Here is a 15958-nt window from a genome sequence, read left to right as displayed (position 1 = left end):
TTTCGTTCAAATAAGATAATATTAGTATAGCATCTTGAACGTAATGAAAATAGCTTTATTTCAACTTTAATAGAGTTAAAATTGTCCTTTTTGAGATGGTTGAATGGCTTTTGGCTGCTGAATGCATAACCCTTCTAATAACCAGCGTAGTTCTTGTTGGGATAGATTTCGTACTTCCTTTTCGTTTCTGGGCCATTGAAGTTTTCCATTATCTAATCGCTTATAAAGCATGGCAAAGCCGTCACCGTCAAAATATAAACATTTATAGCGATCTTTACTCCACCCAGAAAACAAGAAAATTGAATCACCATAAGGATCCAGTTCAAAAGAATCCTGAATTAGTGTAGCTAATCCATCTATTCCTTTTCTCATATCTGTCTTACCACAGATAATATAGATATTTTTCACACTCGAGTAATCATGTCTCATAAATCTTTCAACTCCCTCATGACAGTTTGAATGATGTGCTCATCAATACCGTTGGAGAAGGAGATTTCAACTTTACCAAACTTAATTGTACAAGTTGAATTCGAAGAGGAGACAGTTGATTTTGTGATTGGAGTATTTTCTGTATTGGAATGCAATGTTACGGGGACAATAGTTAATTTTTGTTCTGGCATATGAAAAGCACCTCCTTTGATTGATAAGTCAATCTTAACAAGAGGTGCTGTTGAATTATATGCGTTGTTTGAATGGGGGCTTACTTTTCAAGTGGCTGGAAAGAAAATAACTCCAAAATTACTTGCTGAAGCGTTACGTACTTTGCCAAAAGAAAAGTGTAAAACCGTTCTACTATACTATTTTTTTAAGAAATCAGATGTAGAAATAGCTGAACTACTCGATATTCCACGTAGTACTGTTCAGTATAGGCGGACAAGCTCTTTTAAAAGGTTAAAACGATTTTTGGAGGAACATGCAGATGAATGGGATGATTAATTATAATGTTGAAAACAGTGAATGTGGTTTATTACCGTATCCAATTATTTTAGCTGCAAATAAGGGTGATCCAGAAGCCATGAAAGTAGTTGTTCTGCATTATAAAAGCTACATGACAAGCTTATCTATGCGTAAACTCCGTGATGAACAAGGAAATACTTATTGGGGCAGCGATGTAGATACACACGAACGCTTACGAGCAAAGCTTATGCAATCTATTTTGGCTTTCAAGATTTGATGAAATAATGGTTAGATTTTCCCTTTCATAAATAATAATTTTTTCTTTTTTAAAACGTTGAGTAATATTTGTTAAAAACAAAAGGTATATAATATAAACAAAACAGCTATTAATCAGCGGTTTTGTTTATATTATTATAAGTCTAAGGCACTTAATAAATTACTACTTGTCACTTACGGTTTATATTTCACATTGTCATTATACGGTGGATCTAGTTCTAAAGAGTTTTCTTCATCTATAATACTCAAAAACATTCTATCAAATTGTATAGATTCATTTTTTCTATGAGTCCACAAATAGTAATGATAAATATACATATGTTGTGGATCATCATGAAATTTTACAATGAGTTGATAACCACCCATTTTATAATCTTTAAAGGCATTTAGACTTTCGATCTTATCTCTATTGGTATCTTGTTTTATCAAGTACTCGTCAAATTTTTTAAATGCTAATTTTTTTTGTATCGGGTAATAAAAAATCAAAAAAAAGGATATCGCAAATATAAATAAAATTATCATAATCATTACCTTCTTAGGTTTCAATGTTTTCTCTGAAGTATTTTACTCTCTTCTATTCTTTTAATAGGTCTTTTTATGACTTAAATTGTGAATAGTTTTTGGCAAATCGTAAGGCATTCTATATCCTATCGTTGGTCCATTAGCCTCTTTAGTACTTGGACCATAATAATATCCTTGCCAAACTAATTTAGAACAATAAGTTACACTTGTACTAGCGAGATTACCGGTTATTTTATATTCAGCATTTGAATTAAGATAAGTGTTTTCTGTCCACTTTGCAGCAGCACTGGCCTTTGTCGCACTCTTATGTCTATATACCTTTGTCCATGATGATTTGGTTTTATTTGTATAGTTTTTATGCCAGTTTGATAGAGATATTTTAACAGGTTTTTTTCCTTTCCCGGCAATATGCAATATATAACTCTTGCTGGTAGCAATTCCAGCATGGCCTGCAATCCCTGCTGATGACGTACCATTTGTAATAACTACGTCTCCTCTTTTCATGGTAAAACTACTAAATGGTTCTACGGAGTCGGACGAATATACTTCTTCAAATTCAGAAGAATCTTCAAGGAGATTTTCTAATTCTTTAGATGCATTAACTAATTCTACCCACTCTTCATAAGTAACATCTTCTCCTAGTATACCTTCATCTTGATATCCTTTATACTCCTCAAATGATAAATTTGTGTCAGATGAATCATTTTTATCATAAGCTTGAATCCCACTTTGGAACATGGTAACCGACAATACTAGTGCAAGAGCTAACAAACTGATTACTTTAAATAAATGTTTCACACTAAATACCTCTTTTTTAATATTTGGAATTTTTATGCGATATCCCTTAATTCCATATAATAATAAATCAAATTCCAGACATTCCTGCAATTATTATAAAAGTTGTCCAAAGAAAGCCACCAATCAATATAATAGAAGTCATTATCCCAAACACTGACAAACCAGACCTTGATTCTCCGTTTACTCTTGTTTTCCTCTTAATTGCAAAGACTAAAAAAACGATACCCATCAATCCAAGAAAGTAAGTAAAAACAACTCCAACCCAATACCAAGTAAAATCATTTCCCCAGTATGCCATACTTTGAAATGCACTACTCATTAAAAATACACCTATTGCACATAATAGTGATAAAAACATTAAAAATTCTTTTTTTATGAAATTCATAGATAACCTCCTTTTGGTTTTAATATCTATTAGATTATTCCATATAGAATATTTCGAGTTTATATTCTTTGAAAATTCTATACGGCAATCTATTCTTAGCTAAAGAAACCCAATAATCAGCCCCAATTTCACATTTAAATACATACTTTGAAGTTGCATTAACGAAATTGTACTATAAACATGTAGTGCAGTCTAGGGATAGTTCAAACATTATAGTAGATTCACAATCCTTTTTTAATCTGACTTATTATTTCGACGGAAGGTTTCTGTTAATTTTTGTAATTAATAATACATAAAAATTCCTGTTCGAGATTTATTCCAGTTCTAACTTTCACTGAAGATATTGCAAATATCCCTATTTTTAAACATACAAATCATTTTAACTCAAGTAATTATTTAAGCAGTTAAAATGTATAGTTTTATAATTTCACATAGATACTAACACCTTAGAATATAGTCATAGTTTGATATCTAAGGTGTTTTATATTTAAGAATAGGAATTGTATGTTAATAAGCATTAATAGAAAAGAGGAGTAGTATGAAGAAAATACTAACAACCTTACTGTTCAATATTATTTTTAAAAAGTATATGGTATCTAATTTCCATTTTACTTGACTTGTATCAAATATTTTTATAATAAATAAAGCAACTTTGTTCTTTAGAACTACAAATATATAGTTCAATACTGATGTACAGTCTATATAATTTACTGTTTAATGTACAACTTGAATTTTTAAACGAATTGAAGTATATAAGAACTTCATTTTAATCAATATTTTATTTTTACAAACAGCTAACTTTGTTCAGTTGTTTTTTTTGTTAGAAATCTTTGGCATTTCCCCAAAAAAATTGTTGAAGGATATGAAAGGGGAAATCCTCACCCATCTTTGCAGTGGTGAAGGGAGATGTCATGTATGATCGAACTAAACCGTACCGAATGGCAAATACGCTGTGCTTTTAATGCTTTTTGTAAACGAGTGCTGGAGAATGAAGCAACTAACATCTATAGAGAACGTAAAAAGCGACAATCGAAAGAAATGGTGTTTTCTGACTTAACGCCACAAGAAGAAAAACAGCTTTATACTTTAGATGAGCAAGACAAAGATAAAGCACAAGGGTTTCAAGTGGCATACGTCGAAACTTCTTGCGGAAGCCATGCGGACATTGCCAGAAGAAAAACGTACTGCTGTCCTGCTATACTATTTTTTCAACCTGTCTGATGTGGAAATCGGTAAATTATTCGGAATTCCACGTAGCACCGTACAGTACAGGCGGAAAAGTTCTTTCGAGATTTTAAAACGATTTTTGGAGGAACATGCACATGAATGGGATGATTAATTCTAACACCGAAAACAATGAGCGTGGTTTATTACCGTATCCAATTATTTTAGCTGCAAATAAGGGTGAAGCTGAAGCAATGAAAATAGTAATTCAACATTATGGAAACTATACCGCCAGCTTATCCATGCGTAAACTTCGTGATGAGCAAGGAAACACCTATTGGGGCATGGATGAGGATATACGTGATCGCTTACGTTCCAAACTTATGCAATCTATTTTGTCTTTTCAGATTTGATGTAGTTAATCATTAAGATTTCCCCTTTCATTCTATTTATCTCTGTTCTTTGACAAAGAAAACATGGAAGATAACGCCATGTATTATAACAAAAAATCAGATACGTTCTGCTGATGATAAGCTGTCTGACAGGTACGCCATGACTTCCAATGTAGGAACGAGCGAATCATACTTTGTCTCATGTAATCGTGGTGGATTGCTAGCAATGACCCATCAGTAAGGATAATGATACTCCCCTATCGTCATGGTTCGAGCGTTCAAAGCGTCGCAGGCTATGAGTAGGGCTGGAAGAAATACTTGCAGGGGTGAAATTCCCGTGGAGCTGTACCAACAGCCGTCTGATTTTAAAATGTTCTATAAGGAGGTTGTAACATGGTGACTTTGGAAGCATTGGAACAAATGTATCAGGAAGATAAAGCAACCGCCAGAGCAAAAAGCCTCGTAGACATTCGACATATTAACATTGATACCAATTTACCTGCTTTAGAACGATTGGAAAAGTATCTTTTAAACATCCAAAATCCGTATTTTTTTTTCATGTGGTGATGTTTCTGTTCATGTTTGTTTTTCAGATAAAGGAAATGATTTATCAACGCTACTAAAACACTACTTTTCAAGCTATAATCACTGAGTTAATGCGTGATATATGGTATAATTAAAGTGTGATTATAGAGGATTGGAGGAACATGAAACACCTAAAAAATCGTACTAAAGCACAACGCCACAAACAATGGAAGGTTGCTGTTTATATTCGTTTATCCAGAGATGATGGTAATGACGAATCATTAAGTGTGACCAACCAGCGGAAAATCATTCATGAATATCTGGAACACTCGTTTATTGAAGAATATTCTATTGTTGACTACTATGTAGATGATGGACTTTCAGGAACAACAGATTATGAAAGAGTAGATTTTCAGCGCATGATACAAGACGTGGAAGCAGGTATTGTCAACTGTATTATTTGTAAGACACTTGCTAGAGCATTTCGTAACTATTCAGATCAGGGATACTTTTTGGAAAGAATTTTTCCTTCGTATGGACCACGCAAAAAGGGGGCGGTTTAAATAATCCCTATTTAAAAACATTCTTGAAGCATAAAAATATTAAAACGCTTGATCGTGGGCTTCTTCTTGAATTAGTAGATAAGATTTTCATTCATGAAAATAACAAAATCACGATTCAATTTAATTTTGCAGATCAGCACAAACACATTTTAAGTTTTATTCATGAAAACAAAAAGCAACGCATGACATCTCAAAACCAAGTCATGTAGTATGTTGACTTGGTTTTCATCCTTCTTCATAAATTCTTCTATATTTACATGCACCATTCGGACCAATAAAACCAAAGATTTCACCTTCATCGACTTGAAAATTGACATCGTCTAAAGCAGTAAAACGACCAAATTTTTTAGTTAAATGATTGGTCTGTAGAATACTCATCGCTATCCTCTCCTTTTTTGGGTGTGATCGATCGGTCATTGAACTGATATCGCTGATTGGCGTATCCAAGACTACCGATATTCACACTAGGAACTGTTGAAGCTCCCTTTTTGCTGATGTTTCCTCTTCACTATTGAAGTGGAAATTACTGAAACTTTTTGTCTGATGAATCACTATTGAGTACGTTTTTAAATATGAACTTCTATATATTTCATAATATATCCAAAACAAGCGTCCCACAACTTAATGTTGAAATACTTTAATTGTTGTATTTCATATAAGAAAGGATGAAAAGGAGCGTTCAAATCTTGTTTTTTTGGCTTATGAATGCTCCTCTAATTTTTATGTAGTTACAACTATATCAAATATCCTGTTATTTATTATCTTCAACCCTTGCCTTTCCTTCTTCTGTATACGCAAAATCCCTGGTCATCTTTTTAATTTGATCAACTTTTCGAAAACGTAATGCTGACCAATCTTCGTCAATCGCTACTTGCCGAACAGGTTCATAGCCTACTTCTGCCAATAATGGTGCCACAGTATCTCGACTACAATCAGATCCTTTGTACGTCTTTGATGACTTTTTTGGATAACATAGCCACACCAATCCATTCTCGCTTACGTAGTTGATTGCCCTTTTTGCCATCGTTCTAATTTCTTCATTAGAGGTCCCGAAAACTTGAATAAATTCATATGTATTCTCCATAATCTCCTGGTCTACACGTCCGGTAAAATTCCGAATTACTTCTTCATATGATTTTGGTGCTTGTAATATTAGTACAGGTTGTCCCTTATCTTTAAATTGTAATTTTTTTATTATCGGATGGTTTTCTTTCATTTTCATTCTCCTTTCTGTTTTTAAATACAAACTCGAAATAGTGATTGATGAATGGGACAACCTCTTGATTAGCAATCATCTCATCGAATTGTTCTTGATTAACCCACTTCGCATTGAATACTTCCTCTTTTTGAAGTATTAAGTCTTCAATATTGGCATTTTGTTGGAAATGCCATAAATCATAATGAGTGTCTCCCCTCGTCTCCTGGTGAATGATTTTCCCACTATTTGGATGAAGGGCAAGTCCAATTTCTTCTTTTATTTCACGGAGAATGCCTTGCAAACTCGTTTCACCTGCTAGGACAGAACCTCCATTACATTCCCAAAGCTGGCCATATCGCTTCATCGGATGACGTTTTGATATTAATACTTCGCCTTTATCATTCTCGATAATCGCATGAACAACTAGGTGAAAGTGTCCCTCTTGTAATGGTACACCCCTTTGATGGGTATTACCTATTTGCTTCCGAATACTATCGTATAGATCCCATAATTCCAATACCAATCACCTCTGATTTAACAATAAAATTATCGGAAATTTAGATTTGATTTGAGTTTGCAGGTATCCACAAGTACATTTGTGGTACCTGCTGCTTTATTCAAGTGTAATCCATTTTTTAACTGTCAAAAATTACTTTACCATTAATTGTGATACGGGACTACGGTATATTTGCCTATCGTATACACTATTCGTACGAACATCACCACACCTAATTATTTCTTTTTCTTTCGGTAAATAAACATGATAACTAACCCCGATAGTGCCATTTTTATTACCTCCTACTAAAATATCTAGGTGGTATCTTTCTCCACCCATAAAATTGAACTACCTCTTTGAATGATATAAATCATCATTATTCCCACCTTTCATCTTTTTTCATAACAAATAATTAATAGCGGATATACTTTGCCGCATGCTCCCTAGATTCCTCAAATAACTTCTCTACTCGCTGGTCATTCAGTACCTTTTCAAGCGTAATTTCCCTTTTATTAATTGTAATTGTAAGAAACAAAATATTTATCGTCATAAAGTTCACCTCCTTATCTGGTGATTCTAAATCTTCAACCCTTGAAACTCTCTTATCATCATTTGTCATCACACCCTTTTCATCATTTTAAAAAACTAACCTAAATAATCGGACATACGATTTCGATTCTTTTCATATAGCTTTTCAACTTGTTCATTATGAAGTTCTTCTTCAAGAGAAAACTCTCTTCTTTTTAGTGTAATACTAAAAAACAATATATTGATCGTCATGTGCAAATTCACCTCCATTCATATATGCAAAAGCATAAAAAAGCCACAAGGATACTGCTCCCTGCGGCTGAAAAAAGGCACAAAAATACCGCAGGACACGATTCTCCCTGCGGCATGAGTATGCTTTAATTAACAAAAAAACTTAAGCAATCCATTCCGATTCGGTCGAATGCGTAATATTACTATTCAAAATTGTTCTTGTGTATACACGATTGTTAAGCATCATCATTTCATTCGACCTCCTTAAGATTTTTTTCTTACAGTGGTAATTATATCCATTGAGGAGTGGTTTGTAAACATATTTTTTGCCTAATTTTAAAAAAATTTTATAAATTACTCTAGAATAGGTAAATGAAGGCAGTATCTACTATTTGAGTTCCCGCCACGTCCGAAGATGACGTTTATTTTTCCGAAGTTTCGACTTATATTTCCGAAGTTGAGTTGTTTTTTCCGAAGTTGAGTGTGAAGTTCCGAAGATAAGGTCCTTTTTCCGAAAATGAGTGTGAAGTTCCGAAGATGTGCTCCTTTTCCGGCTATTCCACTCAAAGAAAAAAGACCACCCACTAATTACAGCGGGTAGTCTATCTTCTAATTATCTTAAGTTATAGAATGTTTTTGCTCCAAGGTATTGAGAAGTGTCTCCAAGTTGGTCTTCAATGCGAAGTAATTGGTTATATTTCGCAACACGGTCTGTACGAGATGGCGCACCTGTTTTGATTTGTCCAGCGTTTGTTGCAACTGCGATGTCTGCAATTGTTGTATCTTCTGTTTCACCAGAACGGTGGGATACAACTGCTGTGTATCCAGCGCGTTTTGCCATTTCAATTGCATCAAATGTTTCAGTTAATGTACCAATTTGGTTAACTTTAATAAGAATTGAGTTTGCAATTCCTTTTTCAATACCTGTAGCAAGTTTTTCAGTGTTTGTAACGAATAAGTCGTCTCCTACTAATTGAACTTTCTTACCTAGGCGTTCAGTTAATAATTTGAAACCTTCCCAGTCATTTTCATCTAAACCATCTTCAATTGAAACGATTGGGTATTTGTTGCAAAGATCTTCATAGAAGTCAACCATTTCTGTAGATGTACGAACAACGCCTTCACCTGGTAAGTGATATTTTCCGTCTTCTTTATTAAATAATTCAGAAGCTGCAACGTCCATTGCAAGACGAACTTCTTCACCTGGTTTGTATCCTGCTTTTTCAATTGCTTCAATAATAATTCCTAACGCTTCTTCGTTTGATTTTAAGCTTGGAGCGAATCCACCTTCGTCACCTACAGAAGTGTTGTATCCTTTTTCTTTTAATACAGAACGTAGGTTATGGAAGATTTCAGCACACATACGTAAAGCTTCACGGAAGTTTGGTGCACCAACTGGCATTACCATGAATTCTTGAATATCAACAGTACTGTCAGCATGAGCACCACCGTTTAAGATGTTCATCATTGGGACTGGAAGTTGTTTTGCATTGAATCCACCAAGATATTGATATAATTCAATTCCAAGGAAGTCGCTAGCAGCACGAGCAACAGCTAAAGATACACCAAGAATGGCGTTAGCACCTAATTTTCCTTTATTAGGAGTTCCATCTAATTCAATCATTGCATGGTCAATTGCTACTTGATCCATTACGTTGAAACCAATAATTTCTGGAGCAATTAATTCATTTACGTTTTCTACAGCTTTTAAAACACCTTTACCTAAATAACGGTTTTTATCGCCATCACGTAATTCAACTGCTTCATATTCACCAGTAGAAGCACCACTTGGAACTAATGCACGACCAAATGCGCCTGATTCTGTTAAAACTTCTACTTCTACAGTTGGGTTACCACGGGAATCTAGTACTTCGCGAGCATAAATATCAGTAATTGTTGGCATCTATAAACCTCTCCTTTTATCTTCCATTTATAAAATTTCGAAATGTTATCATAAACTTTGTTGTTTTCCTATGAGAAACAACCATCTAGATAACAACAAAATTCGTTTACAACTGACAAAATCTTATTTCTCGATGATCGATTCACCAGTCATTTCTTCTGGTTTTGGTATTCCTACCATTTCTAAAATCGTAGGGGCTAAATCACCTAATTTACCATCTGTACGTAATTTAACATTCTTATCTGTTACAATGACTGGTACTGGATTTGTTGTATGAGCAGTCATTGGTTTACCTTCTAAAGTAATCACTTCTTCTGAGTTACCGTGGTCAGCAGTTATAATGGCTCTACCACCTTTTTCAAGAATTAAATCAACTACTCTACCTAAGCACTCATCGACTGCTTCAATTGCTTTAATTGTTGGCTCTAACTTACCAGAGTGTCCAACCATATCTGGGTTTGCATAGTTTAAAATAATAACATCATATTTATCTGCATTAATTTGTTCAACTAATGCATCTGTCACTTCATATGCACTCATTTCTGGTTTCAAGTCATAAGTTGCCACTTTTGGTGAATTTATTAAAATGCGGTCTTCACCAGGGTTCACTTCTTCTTTACCACCATTAAAGAAATAAGTAACATGTGGATATTTTTCTGTTTCAGCAATACGTAGTTGTTTCATACCGTGTTGTGCTAACACTTCACCTAACGTATTGTCTAAGTTTACAGGTTTATAAGCAACATATCCATTAACTGTTTCACTAAAATGTGTTAAACATACGAAATGTAAATTTTTCGGGAATTTTGGTCCACGATCAAATCCGTCAAATTCTTCATTTGTGAAAATGTTAGAAATTTGGATTGCACGATCAGGTCTAAAGTTATAGAAGATAACTGCATCTTCATCTTTAATTGTTGCAACTGGTTGATCATTTTCATCTACCATAACAGAAGGAATAACGAATTCATCGTAAATTCCATTTGCATAGCTGTCATCAACTAATTGAATTGGATCCTTGTATGTTGGGCCTTCACCGTAAACCATAGCACGGTAAGATTTTTCTTCACGGTCCCAACGTTTATCTCGGTCCATCGCATAGTAACGGCCTGAGATAGTTGCAAATTGACCTACACCATATTCTTTGATTTTTTCAAGTGTTTCATTAATGTATGTTTTTGCCGTTTGCGGACCTACATCACGACCATCTAAAAATGCATGAATATAAACATTTTTTACATCTTGTTCTGCTGCTAACTTAAGTAGAGCAAACATATGATTAATATGTGAATGAACACCACCATCAGATAAAAGCCCAAAGATGTGTAAATTCGTTCCTTTTTCTTTTACATGATTCATTGCTTCGATAAATGTTGGGTTTTTAGCAAACTCACCTTCACGAATTGAAATATTTACACGAGTTAAACTTTGGTAAACAATTCGGCCAGCACCGATATTCATATGACCAACTTCAGAGTTTCCCATTTGTCCTTCAGGTAGTCCGACGAATTCACCATCTGCACGCAATGTGGAATGAGGGAATTCACGCATATAGCGATCAAAGTTTGGTTTTTTTGCTTGAATAACTGCATTACCTTTCGTTACATCGCGTAAACCAAATCCGTCTAAGATGATTAACGCAGTTGGAGATTTACTCATGATTTTCCTGCCTCCAATAATTGTAAAAATGAATTTGGGTCTAAGCTGGCTCCTCCTACTAATGCTCCATCAATATCAGATTGGCTCATTAGTTCTTCAATATTACTAGGCTTAACACTTCCGCCATATTGAATTCGTACTTGCTCAGCTGTTTCTTGTGAATATTGTTCAGCAACTGTTTCACGAATATAAGCACATACTTCATTTGCGTCTTGAGCACTTGCTGTTTTTCCTGTTCCAATTGCCCAAATTGGTTCATAAGCAATAACCACTTTTGCAACTTGTTCAGGTGATAATTCAGCTAGACCTTTTAAAGTTTGGGAATGAACAACTTGTTTCCATTGATCTGCTTCCCGCTCTTCTAATGTTTCTCCAACACACATAATCGGTGTGATTCCATGTTTAAATGCAGCATGAACCTTTTTATTTACTGTTTCGTCTGTTTCATTGAACATTTCACGACGTTCAGAATGTCCGATAATTGCATATTGGATGCCCATATCTTTTAAGGCAACTGGACTAATTTCACCAGTAAAAGCTCCTTCTTCTTCAAAATGCATATTTTGAGCACCAATACCTAAATTTGTTCCCTTTACTTCTTGAACAAGACGATCAAGGAACAGGGCAGGAGCACAAATAACAGACTCAACCGATTCTTGACTTGGAATCTTTGCTTTCACTTCATTTGTAAAATCAACGGCTTCTTGCAATGTTTTATTCATTTTCCAGTTTCCTGCTATAATCGGTTTACGCATAATACACCTTCCCTTTTTAAACTTACTAAGAAAGTAAAGTGATCATCTTTACTTTTTTAAATACGTACTACAATTACAGTACTAGCCTAGGCTTCATAACACGCATAGCTTTTTTACTTCTTCTATACTTTGGCTCTGTTACTGGGAAATGATACACAAACCCAGTAACAAAGCATGAAATTTATTCTTACTTATCGTTTAGTGCAGCGACACCTGGCAATACTTTACCTTCCATAAATTCTAGGGAAGCACCGCCGCCTGTAGAAATATGAGTCATTTTGTCTGCTAAGTGGAATTTTTCAACAGCTGCAGCAGAGTCACCGCCACCAATTACTGTTATTGCATCTTTTGCATCTGCTAAACTTTCAGCAACTGCTTTTGTTCCTTGAGCAAACTTATCAAATTCAAATACGCCCATTGGTCCGTTCCAAATAACTGTTGCAGATTTAAAAATAACTTCGCGATAAAGTTCTTGTGTTTTTGGTCCGATATCAAGAGCTTGCCAGTCAGCTGGAATTTCCTTAATATCAACTATTTTTGATTCAGCATCTTCAGCAAATTCCTTTGCTACTACAGCATCGATTGGCATATAGAAATTAACGCCTTTTTCTTTTGCTTTTTTCATAAATTGTTTAGCTAAATCAATTTTATCTTCTTCAAGTAGAGATTGTCCGATTTCATAGCCTTGAGCTTTTACAAATGTATAAGCAAGGCCACCACCAATAATTAGATTATCTACTTTTTCTAATAAGTTTTCAATAACGCCAATTTTATCTTTCACTTTTGCTCCACCAATAATGGCAGTGAAAGGACGTTTTGGATTATCTAAAGCTCCACCAAGAACTTCTAATTCTTTTTCCATTAGAAATCCAGATACAGCTGGTAAGTACTTTGCGATACCTTCTGTTGATGCATGAGCGCGGTGTGCAGAACCAAATGCATCATTTACGAAAATATCAGCGAGTTCAGCAAACGCCTTAGCTAATTCAGGATCATTTTTCGTTTCTCCTGGGTAGAAGCGAACATTTTCAAGTAAAAGAACATCGCCATTTTCCATTTTTGCGATTTCCGCTTGAACAGTTTCACCATATGCTTCGTCAACTTTACGAACGGATTTACCTAGTAATTCTGAAAGTCTTTCTCCTGCAGCTGTTAAACGCATTTCTTCTACTACTTGGCCTTTTGGTCGACCTAAATGACTTGCAAGGATTACTTTTGCACCTTGTTCTACTAAATATTGAATCGTTGGCAATGCAGCACGAATTCTCGTATCATCTGTTACTTTACCGTTTTGCATTGGCACGTTAAAATCTACCCGAACAAATACTTTTTTTCCATTAACTTCAATATCTCTAACAGTTTTTTTCGCCATTGTGCGGACCTCCCTGGTATTATCCACCATTTTTCAAATTGAAGGCTATTTGTTTCTATAGGAAAAGGGGGAGGGAATTGTAATCCCCATTCCCCCTTTAAAGGTTATAAATTCATTTAATGCCTTGGGGTCTTATCCCATTAGACAATTATTTATTAAAGACCTTTTTTAGCAATGTAGTTTACAAGATCCACTACACGATTAGAATAACCATTTTCGTTATCGTACCAAGAAAGAACTTTAACCATGTTACCTTCCATAACCATAGTAGATAAGCCATCAACAGTAGATGAAACTGTACTATGATTGTAGTCACGAGATACTAATGGTAATTCATTGTAATCAAGGATTCCTTTTAATTCGCCTTCAGCAGCTTCTTTAAATGCTGCATTTACTTCTTCAACAGTTACTTCTTTATCAAGTTCAGCAACAAGGTCAACTAAAGATACGTTCGGAGTTGGCACACGTACAGCCATACCGTTTAATTTACCTTTTAATTCAGGAAGTACTAATGCTACAGCTTTTGCCGCACCAGTAGTAGTTGGAATCATAGATTCTGCAGCCGCACGAGCACGACGGAAATCTTTATGTGGTAAATCAAGAATTTGTTGGTCGTTTGTGTATGAGTGAATTGTTGTCATCATACCACGTTTAATACCAAATTTTTCTTGTAGGACTTTAGCAAATGGTGCTAAACAGTTTGTTGTACAAGAAGCGTTTGAAATAACATGATGGTTTGCTGCATCATATTTGTCTTCGTTAACACCCATAACAATTGTAATATCTTCTTCTTTACCAGGAGCAGAGATAACTACTTTTTTCGCACCTGCTTCTAAATGTTTTGCAGCATCTGCACGTTTTACGAAGCGACCAGTTGATTCAACAACAATATCAACACCAAGTTCTTTCCAAGGTAATTGAGCTGGGTCACGTTCAGCAATTACTTTTACTCGTTGTCCTGCAACTACGAAAGAATCTCCTTCAACAGTTACATCTTCTTCTAGTGTACCGTGTACAGAGTCATATTTAAGTAAGTGAGCTAACATCTTTGCATCTGTTAAGTCATTTACTGCTACTAATTCAATTTCAGGGTTTTTTAATGCAGCTCGGAATACTAAGCGTCCAATACGTCCAAATCCGTTAATACCAACTTTTACTGCCATGTTTACTTCCTCCTTTAGAACTATGAAGAATTTTTTTATATTTAAAAGGCATTACCCTTTTAAAATCAGATTCGTTACGGCTTCATCTGTAATTAAAACCGTATTTTTTGGCGCGATTTTCATATACGCCTTAATTGCCTTCGCTTTCGATGCTCCACCAGCTACGGCAAAAATATAGGGGATATTTTGTAAATCTTCAAGTTGTAACCCGACTGTTTGCACTTTATGGACTATTTTTCCATTTTCATCAAAATAATAACCAAATGCTTCAGCAACAGCGTTACCTTCTAATATTTTTTGCATATCTTCTTCTGAGGTCATCCGTCTTTTCGCCATTGTCAGCGCATCCCCAATTCCATGGATGACGATATCCGCTGATTTAATTTTCATCAATACTTCTCGAATGGATGATTCTTGAATGAAAGATTCATACAATTCTTTTGTCACTTGATCAGGTGAGTAAAGAACCATATAGTCCCCACCACATTTAAGTGCCATTCTTTGACAAATTGTATTTGCTTGGTCTTTAATATCTGCTCCAATGCCACCCCTAGCTGGAACAAAAAGTAGGTTCTTTTTATTCAAGTCACTCGTAAAAGCATCAGCTACAGCGTTCATCGTAGAGCCACCCGTCACACTAATGATATGACCATCTTTCATAATATCTTTCATTTTTGTTACACAAGCACGACCAAGTTCAGATTTAACCCACTCAGATTCATCACTGTTACCTGTTACAACATTACAATGTTGGATATCTAGTGCAGTTGCGAGCTGTCTTTCTAATTCAGGAACACTTGAGAAACCTTTCATAATATGCTCAAGTTGGTCGAGAATTATTTTCCCCTCTTCTGTTAATCTCATACCAGATGCCGAAATTGAAACTAAATCTTGATCTTTTAAAAATTCAGTCTCACCACGCAAAACTCGCTCAGTAATTTGTAAACTTTGGGACAAGCTTCTTCTACCAACCGGTTGCATAATTTCAATGTAACGAAGAATTCGATATCTTTTTTGCATTACTTCAACTAAATCTGGAATTAACCTTTTTTGTACGTCAATAATCGACTTCATTCTCTTTTCTCCTCGCATATAGCAGGTAGGGTGGACTTTACGAAACCCTGCTTTCCA

24 protein-coding genes and 1 pseudogene are annotated in these 15958 nt (G+C 35.0%); 8 read left to right on the top strand and 17 right to left on the bottom strand.

From position 1 onward, the window contains the following. Positions 1 to 75: 75 nt before the first annotated feature. Together tnpB and BN2144_RS08665 are read right to left on the bottom strand one after the other, a co-directional pair. The gene (tnpB, locus tag BN2144_RS08670) at positions 76 to 429 is read right to left on the bottom strand and encodes an IS66 family insertion sequence element accessory protein TnpB (RefSeq protein WP_033826477.1); all 354 of its coding nucleotides are present in this window, start codon (positions 427 to 429) and stop codon (positions 76 to 78) included. Beyond that, on the bottom strand, positions 426 to 620 hold the full coding sequence (locus BN2144_RS08665) for a hypothetical protein (protein WP_033826476.1): 195 nt from the start codon (positions 618 to 620) through the stop codon (positions 426 to 428). Before BN2144_RS08665 ends, tnpB begins: the two co-directional genes overlap by 4 nt. A gap of 16 nt (positions 621 to 636) precedes the next feature. Between BN2144_RS08665 and BN2144_RS08660 the strand changes: the two genes are divergently transcribed. Both BN2144_RS08660 and BN2144_RS08655 read left to right on the top strand, forming a co-directional pair. Continuing rightward, complete coding sequence (locus tag BN2144_RS08660) at positions 637 to 936, top strand: RNA polymerase sigma factor (protein WP_425321163.1); 300 nt, start codon at positions 637 to 639, stop codon at positions 934 to 936. Further along, positions 920 to 1174: a helix-turn-helix domain-containing protein gene (locus BN2144_RS08655; RefSeq protein ID WP_033827877.1), complete on the top strand. Its 255-nt coding sequence runs from the start codon at positions 920 to 922 to the stop codon at positions 1172 to 1174. Before BN2144_RS08660 ends, BN2144_RS08655 begins: the two co-directional genes overlap by 17 nt. 173 nt (positions 1175 to 1347) lie before the next feature. On the opposite strand, the gene BN2144_RS08650 is transcribed toward BN2144_RS08655, so the two are convergent. Genes BN2144_RS08650 through BN2144_RS08640 form a run of 3 tightly spaced genes read right to left on the bottom strand, consistent with a single transcriptional unit; the run spans position 1348 to position 2878 of the window. Beyond that, a complete protein-coding gene (locus BN2144_RS08650; protein ID WP_033827876.1) occupies positions 1348 to 1695 on the bottom strand; it encodes a DUF3139 domain-containing protein in 348 nt (115 codons plus the stop codon). 60 nt (positions 1696 to 1755) lie between these two features. Then, a complete protein-coding gene (locus tag BN2144_RS08645; RefSeq protein WP_139017875.1) occupies positions 1756 to 2583 on the bottom strand; it encodes a hypothetical protein in 828 nt (275 codons plus the stop codon). Next, positions 2561 to 2878: a hypothetical protein gene (locus BN2144_RS08640; protein WP_033827875.1), complete on the bottom strand. Its 318-nt coding sequence runs from the start codon at positions 2876 to 2878 to the stop codon at positions 2561 to 2563. Before BN2144_RS08640 ends, BN2144_RS08645 begins: the two co-directional genes overlap by 23 nt. A gap of 915 nt (positions 2879 to 3793) precedes the next feature. Here BN2144_RS08640 and BN2144_RS08635 point away from each other — a divergent pair. The 6 genes from BN2144_RS08635 to BN2144_RS08620 all read left to right on the top strand — a co-directional run bounded on the left by BN2144_RS08635 (position 3794) and on the right by BN2144_RS08620 (position 5731). Then, a complete protein-coding gene (locus BN2144_RS08635) occupies positions 3794 to 4099 on the top strand; it encodes a hypothetical protein (RefSeq protein ID WP_326564515.1) in 306 nt (101 codons plus the stop codon). Next, positions 4035 to 4217 (top strand): RNA polymerase sigma factor, encoded by a 183-nt coding sequence (locus BN2144_RS20740; protein ID WP_326564491.1) that lies wholly within the window; start codon positions 4035 to 4037, stop codon positions 4215 to 4217. Before BN2144_RS08635 ends, BN2144_RS20740 begins: the two co-directional genes overlap by 65 nt. After that, positions 4201 to 4455 (top strand): helix-turn-helix domain-containing protein, encoded by a 255-nt coding sequence (locus BN2144_RS08630; protein ID WP_033827874.1) that lies wholly within the window; start codon positions 4201 to 4203, stop codon positions 4453 to 4455. Before BN2144_RS20740 ends, BN2144_RS08630 begins: the two co-directional genes overlap by 17 nt. 372 nt (positions 4456 to 4827) lie before the next feature. Beyond that, positions 4828 to 5001 carry a DUF6870 family protein gene (locus tag BN2144_RS19895; RefSeq protein ID WP_154665502.1) on the top strand — a complete coding sequence of 58 codons (174 nt, stop codon included), beginning with the start codon at positions 4828 to 4830 and terminating at the stop codon, positions 4999 to 5001. Between the two features lie 140 nt (positions 5002 to 5141). Further along, positions 5142 to 5522 (top strand): recombinase family protein, encoded by a 381-nt coding sequence (locus BN2144_RS08625; RefSeq protein ID WP_033827873.1) that lies wholly within the window; start codon positions 5142 to 5144, stop codon positions 5520 to 5522. Between the two features lie 23 nt (positions 5523 to 5545). After that, positions 5546 to 5731 (top strand): DUF4368 domain-containing protein, encoded by a 186-nt coding sequence (locus tag BN2144_RS08620; protein WP_033827872.1) that lies wholly within the window; start codon positions 5546 to 5548, stop codon positions 5729 to 5731. A gap of 43 nt (positions 5732 to 5774) precedes the next feature. Here the strand turns inward: BN2144_RS08620 and BN2144_RS19685 are convergent. The 12 genes and pseudogenes from BN2144_RS19685 to BN2144_RS08575 form a co-directional block, all read right to left on the bottom strand. Beyond that, positions 5775 to 5900: pseudogene (locus BN2144_RS19685) on the bottom strand (ABC transporter ATP-binding protein); the annotation flags it as partial. Between the two features lie 373 nt (positions 5901 to 6273). Continuing rightward, on the bottom strand, positions 6274 to 6738 hold the full coding sequence (locus tag BN2144_RS08615; RefSeq protein WP_033827871.1) for a hypothetical protein: 465 nt from the start codon (positions 6736 to 6738) through the stop codon (positions 6274 to 6276). Continuing rightward, entirely contained in the window at positions 6698 to 7237 is a 540-nt protein-coding gene (locus tag BN2144_RS08610) for an NUDIX hydrolase (RefSeq protein WP_075047817.1), read from the bottom strand. The genes BN2144_RS08615 and BN2144_RS08610 overlap by 41 nt, the downstream gene beginning before the upstream one ends. Positions 7238 to 7369: 132 nt before the next feature. Then, positions 7370 to 7555, bottom strand: a complete 186-nt coding sequence (locus tag BN2144_RS08605; protein WP_033827870.1) for a hypothetical protein — start codon at positions 7553 to 7555, stop codon at positions 7370 to 7372. Between the two features lie 73 nt (positions 7556 to 7628). Beyond that, positions 7629 to 7766, bottom strand: coding sequence for a YrzI family small protein (locus BN2144_RS19510; protein WP_139017873.1), 138 nt, complete (start codon positions 7764 to 7766; stop codon positions 7629 to 7631). 95 nt (positions 7767 to 7861) lie between these two features. Then, positions 7862 to 7996, bottom strand: coding sequence for a YrzI family small protein (locus BN2144_RS19140; RefSeq protein ID WP_075047816.1), 135 nt, complete (start codon positions 7994 to 7996; stop codon positions 7862 to 7864). A 592-nt stretch (positions 7997 to 8588) separates the two neighbouring features. Further along, a complete protein-coding gene (gene eno, locus BN2144_RS08600; protein WP_033827869.1) occupies positions 8589 to 9878 on the bottom strand; it encodes a phosphopyruvate hydratase in 1290 nt (429 codons plus the stop codon). Between the two features lie 123 nt (positions 9879 to 10001). Beyond that, positions 10002 to 11537 carry a 2,3-bisphosphoglycerate-independent phosphoglycerate mutase gene (gpmI, locus tag BN2144_RS08595; RefSeq protein ID WP_033827868.1) on the bottom strand — a complete coding sequence of 512 codons (1536 nt, stop codon included), beginning with the start codon at positions 11535 to 11537 and terminating at the stop codon, positions 10002 to 10004. Then, positions 11534 to 12292, bottom strand: a complete 759-nt coding sequence (gene tpiA / locus BN2144_RS08590; RefSeq protein WP_033827867.1) for a triose-phosphate isomerase — start codon at positions 12290 to 12292, stop codon at positions 11534 to 11536. The genes gpmI and tpiA overlap by 4 nt, the downstream gene beginning before the upstream one ends. A 187-nt stretch (positions 12293 to 12479) precedes the next feature. Further along, complete coding sequence (locus BN2144_RS08585) at positions 12480 to 13664, bottom strand: phosphoglycerate kinase (protein WP_033827866.1); 1185 nt, start codon at positions 13662 to 13664, stop codon at positions 12480 to 12482. A 155-nt stretch (positions 13665 to 13819) separates the two neighbouring features. Continuing rightward, complete coding sequence (gene gap / locus BN2144_RS08580) at positions 13820 to 14827, bottom strand: type I glyceraldehyde-3-phosphate dehydrogenase (RefSeq protein ID WP_033827865.1); 1008 nt, start codon at positions 14825 to 14827, stop codon at positions 13820 to 13822. A 51-nt stretch (positions 14828 to 14878) separates the two neighbouring features. Then, on the bottom strand, positions 14879 to 15901 hold the full coding sequence (locus BN2144_RS08575; protein WP_033827864.1) for a sugar-binding transcriptional regulator: 1023 nt from the start codon (positions 15899 to 15901) through the stop codon (positions 14879 to 14881). Between the last annotated feature and the right edge of the window lie 57 nt (positions 15902 to 15958).

Source organism: Bacillus andreraoultii, from assembly GCF_001244735.1.
GTDB lineage: Bacteria > Bacillota > Bacilli > Bacillales > Caldibacillaceae > Caldifermentibacillus > Caldifermentibacillus andreraoultii.
This window is presented reverse-complemented; position numbering and strand designations above follow the sequence as displayed.

Coding starts and splice junctions, on each gene's coding strand:
- tnpB (WP_033826477.1), bottom strand. CDS start 429: ATGAGACATGATTACTCGAGTGTGAAAAATATCTATATTATCTGTGGT.
- BN2144_RS08665 (WP_033826476.1), bottom strand. CDS start 620: ATGCCAGAACAAAAATTAACTATTGTCCCCGTAACATTGCATTCCAAT.
- BN2144_RS08655 (WP_033827877.1), top strand. CDS start 920: ATGAATGGGATGATTAATTATAATGTTGAAAACAGTGAATGTGGTTTA.
- BN2144_RS08650 (WP_033827876.1), bottom strand. CDS start 1,695: ATGATAATTTTATTTATATTTGCGATATCCTTTTTTTTGATTTTTTAT.
- BN2144_RS08640 (WP_033827875.1), bottom strand. CDS start 2,878: ATGAATTTCATAAAAAAAGAATTTTTAATGTTTTTATCACTATTATGT.
- BN2144_RS08635 (WP_326564515.1), top strand. CDS start 3,794: ATGATCGAACTAAACCGTACCGAATGGCAAATACGCTGTGCTTTTAAT.
- BN2144_RS20740 (WP_326564491.1), top strand. CDS start 4,035: ATGCGGACATTGCCAGAAGAAAAACGTACTGCTGTCCTGCTATACTAT.
- BN2144_RS08630 (WP_033827874.1), top strand. CDS start 4,201: ATGAATGGGATGATTAATTCTAACACCGAAAACAATGAGCGTGGTTTA.
- BN2144_RS19895 (WP_154665502.1), top strand. CDS start 4,828: ATGGTGACTTTGGAAGCATTGGAACAAATGTATCAGGAAGATAAAGCA.
- BN2144_RS08625 (WP_033827873.1), top strand. CDS start 5,142: ATGAAACACCTAAAAAATCGTACTAAAGCACAACGCCACAAACAATGG.
- BN2144_RS08615 (WP_033827871.1), bottom strand. CDS start 6,738: ATGAAAGAAAACCATCCGATAATAAAAAAATTACAATTTAAAGATAAG.
- BN2144_RS08605 (WP_033827870.1), bottom strand. CDS start 7,555: ATGGGTGGAGAAAGATACCACCTAGATATTTTAGTAGGAGGTAATAAA.
- BN2144_RS19510 (WP_139017873.1), bottom strand. CDS start 7,766: ATGACGATAAATATTTTGTTTCTTACAATTACAATTAATAAAAGGGAA.
- BN2144_RS19140 (WP_075047816.1), bottom strand. CDS start 7,996: ATGACGATCAATATATTGTTTTTTAGTATTACACTAAAAAGAAGAGAG.
- eno (WP_033827869.1), bottom strand. CDS start 9,878: ATGCCAACAATTACTGATATTTATGCTCGCGAAGTACTAGATTCCCGT.
- gpmI (WP_033827868.1), bottom strand. CDS start 11,537: ATGAGTAAATCTCCAACTGCGTTAATCATCTTAGACGGATTTGGTTTA.
- tpiA (WP_033827867.1), bottom strand. CDS start 12,292: ATGCGTAAACCGATTATAGCAGGAAACTGGAAAATGAATAAAACATTG.
- BN2144_RS08585 (WP_033827866.1), bottom strand. CDS start 13,664: ATGGCGAAAAAAACTGTTAGAGATATTGAAGTTAATGGAAAAAAAGTA.
- gap (WP_033827865.1), bottom strand. CDS start 14,827: ATGGCAGTAAAAGTTGGTATTAACGGATTTGGACGTATTGGACGCTTA.
- BN2144_RS08575 (WP_033827864.1), bottom strand. CDS start 15,901: ATGAAGTCGATTATTGACGTACAAAAAAGGTTAATTCCAGATTTAGTT.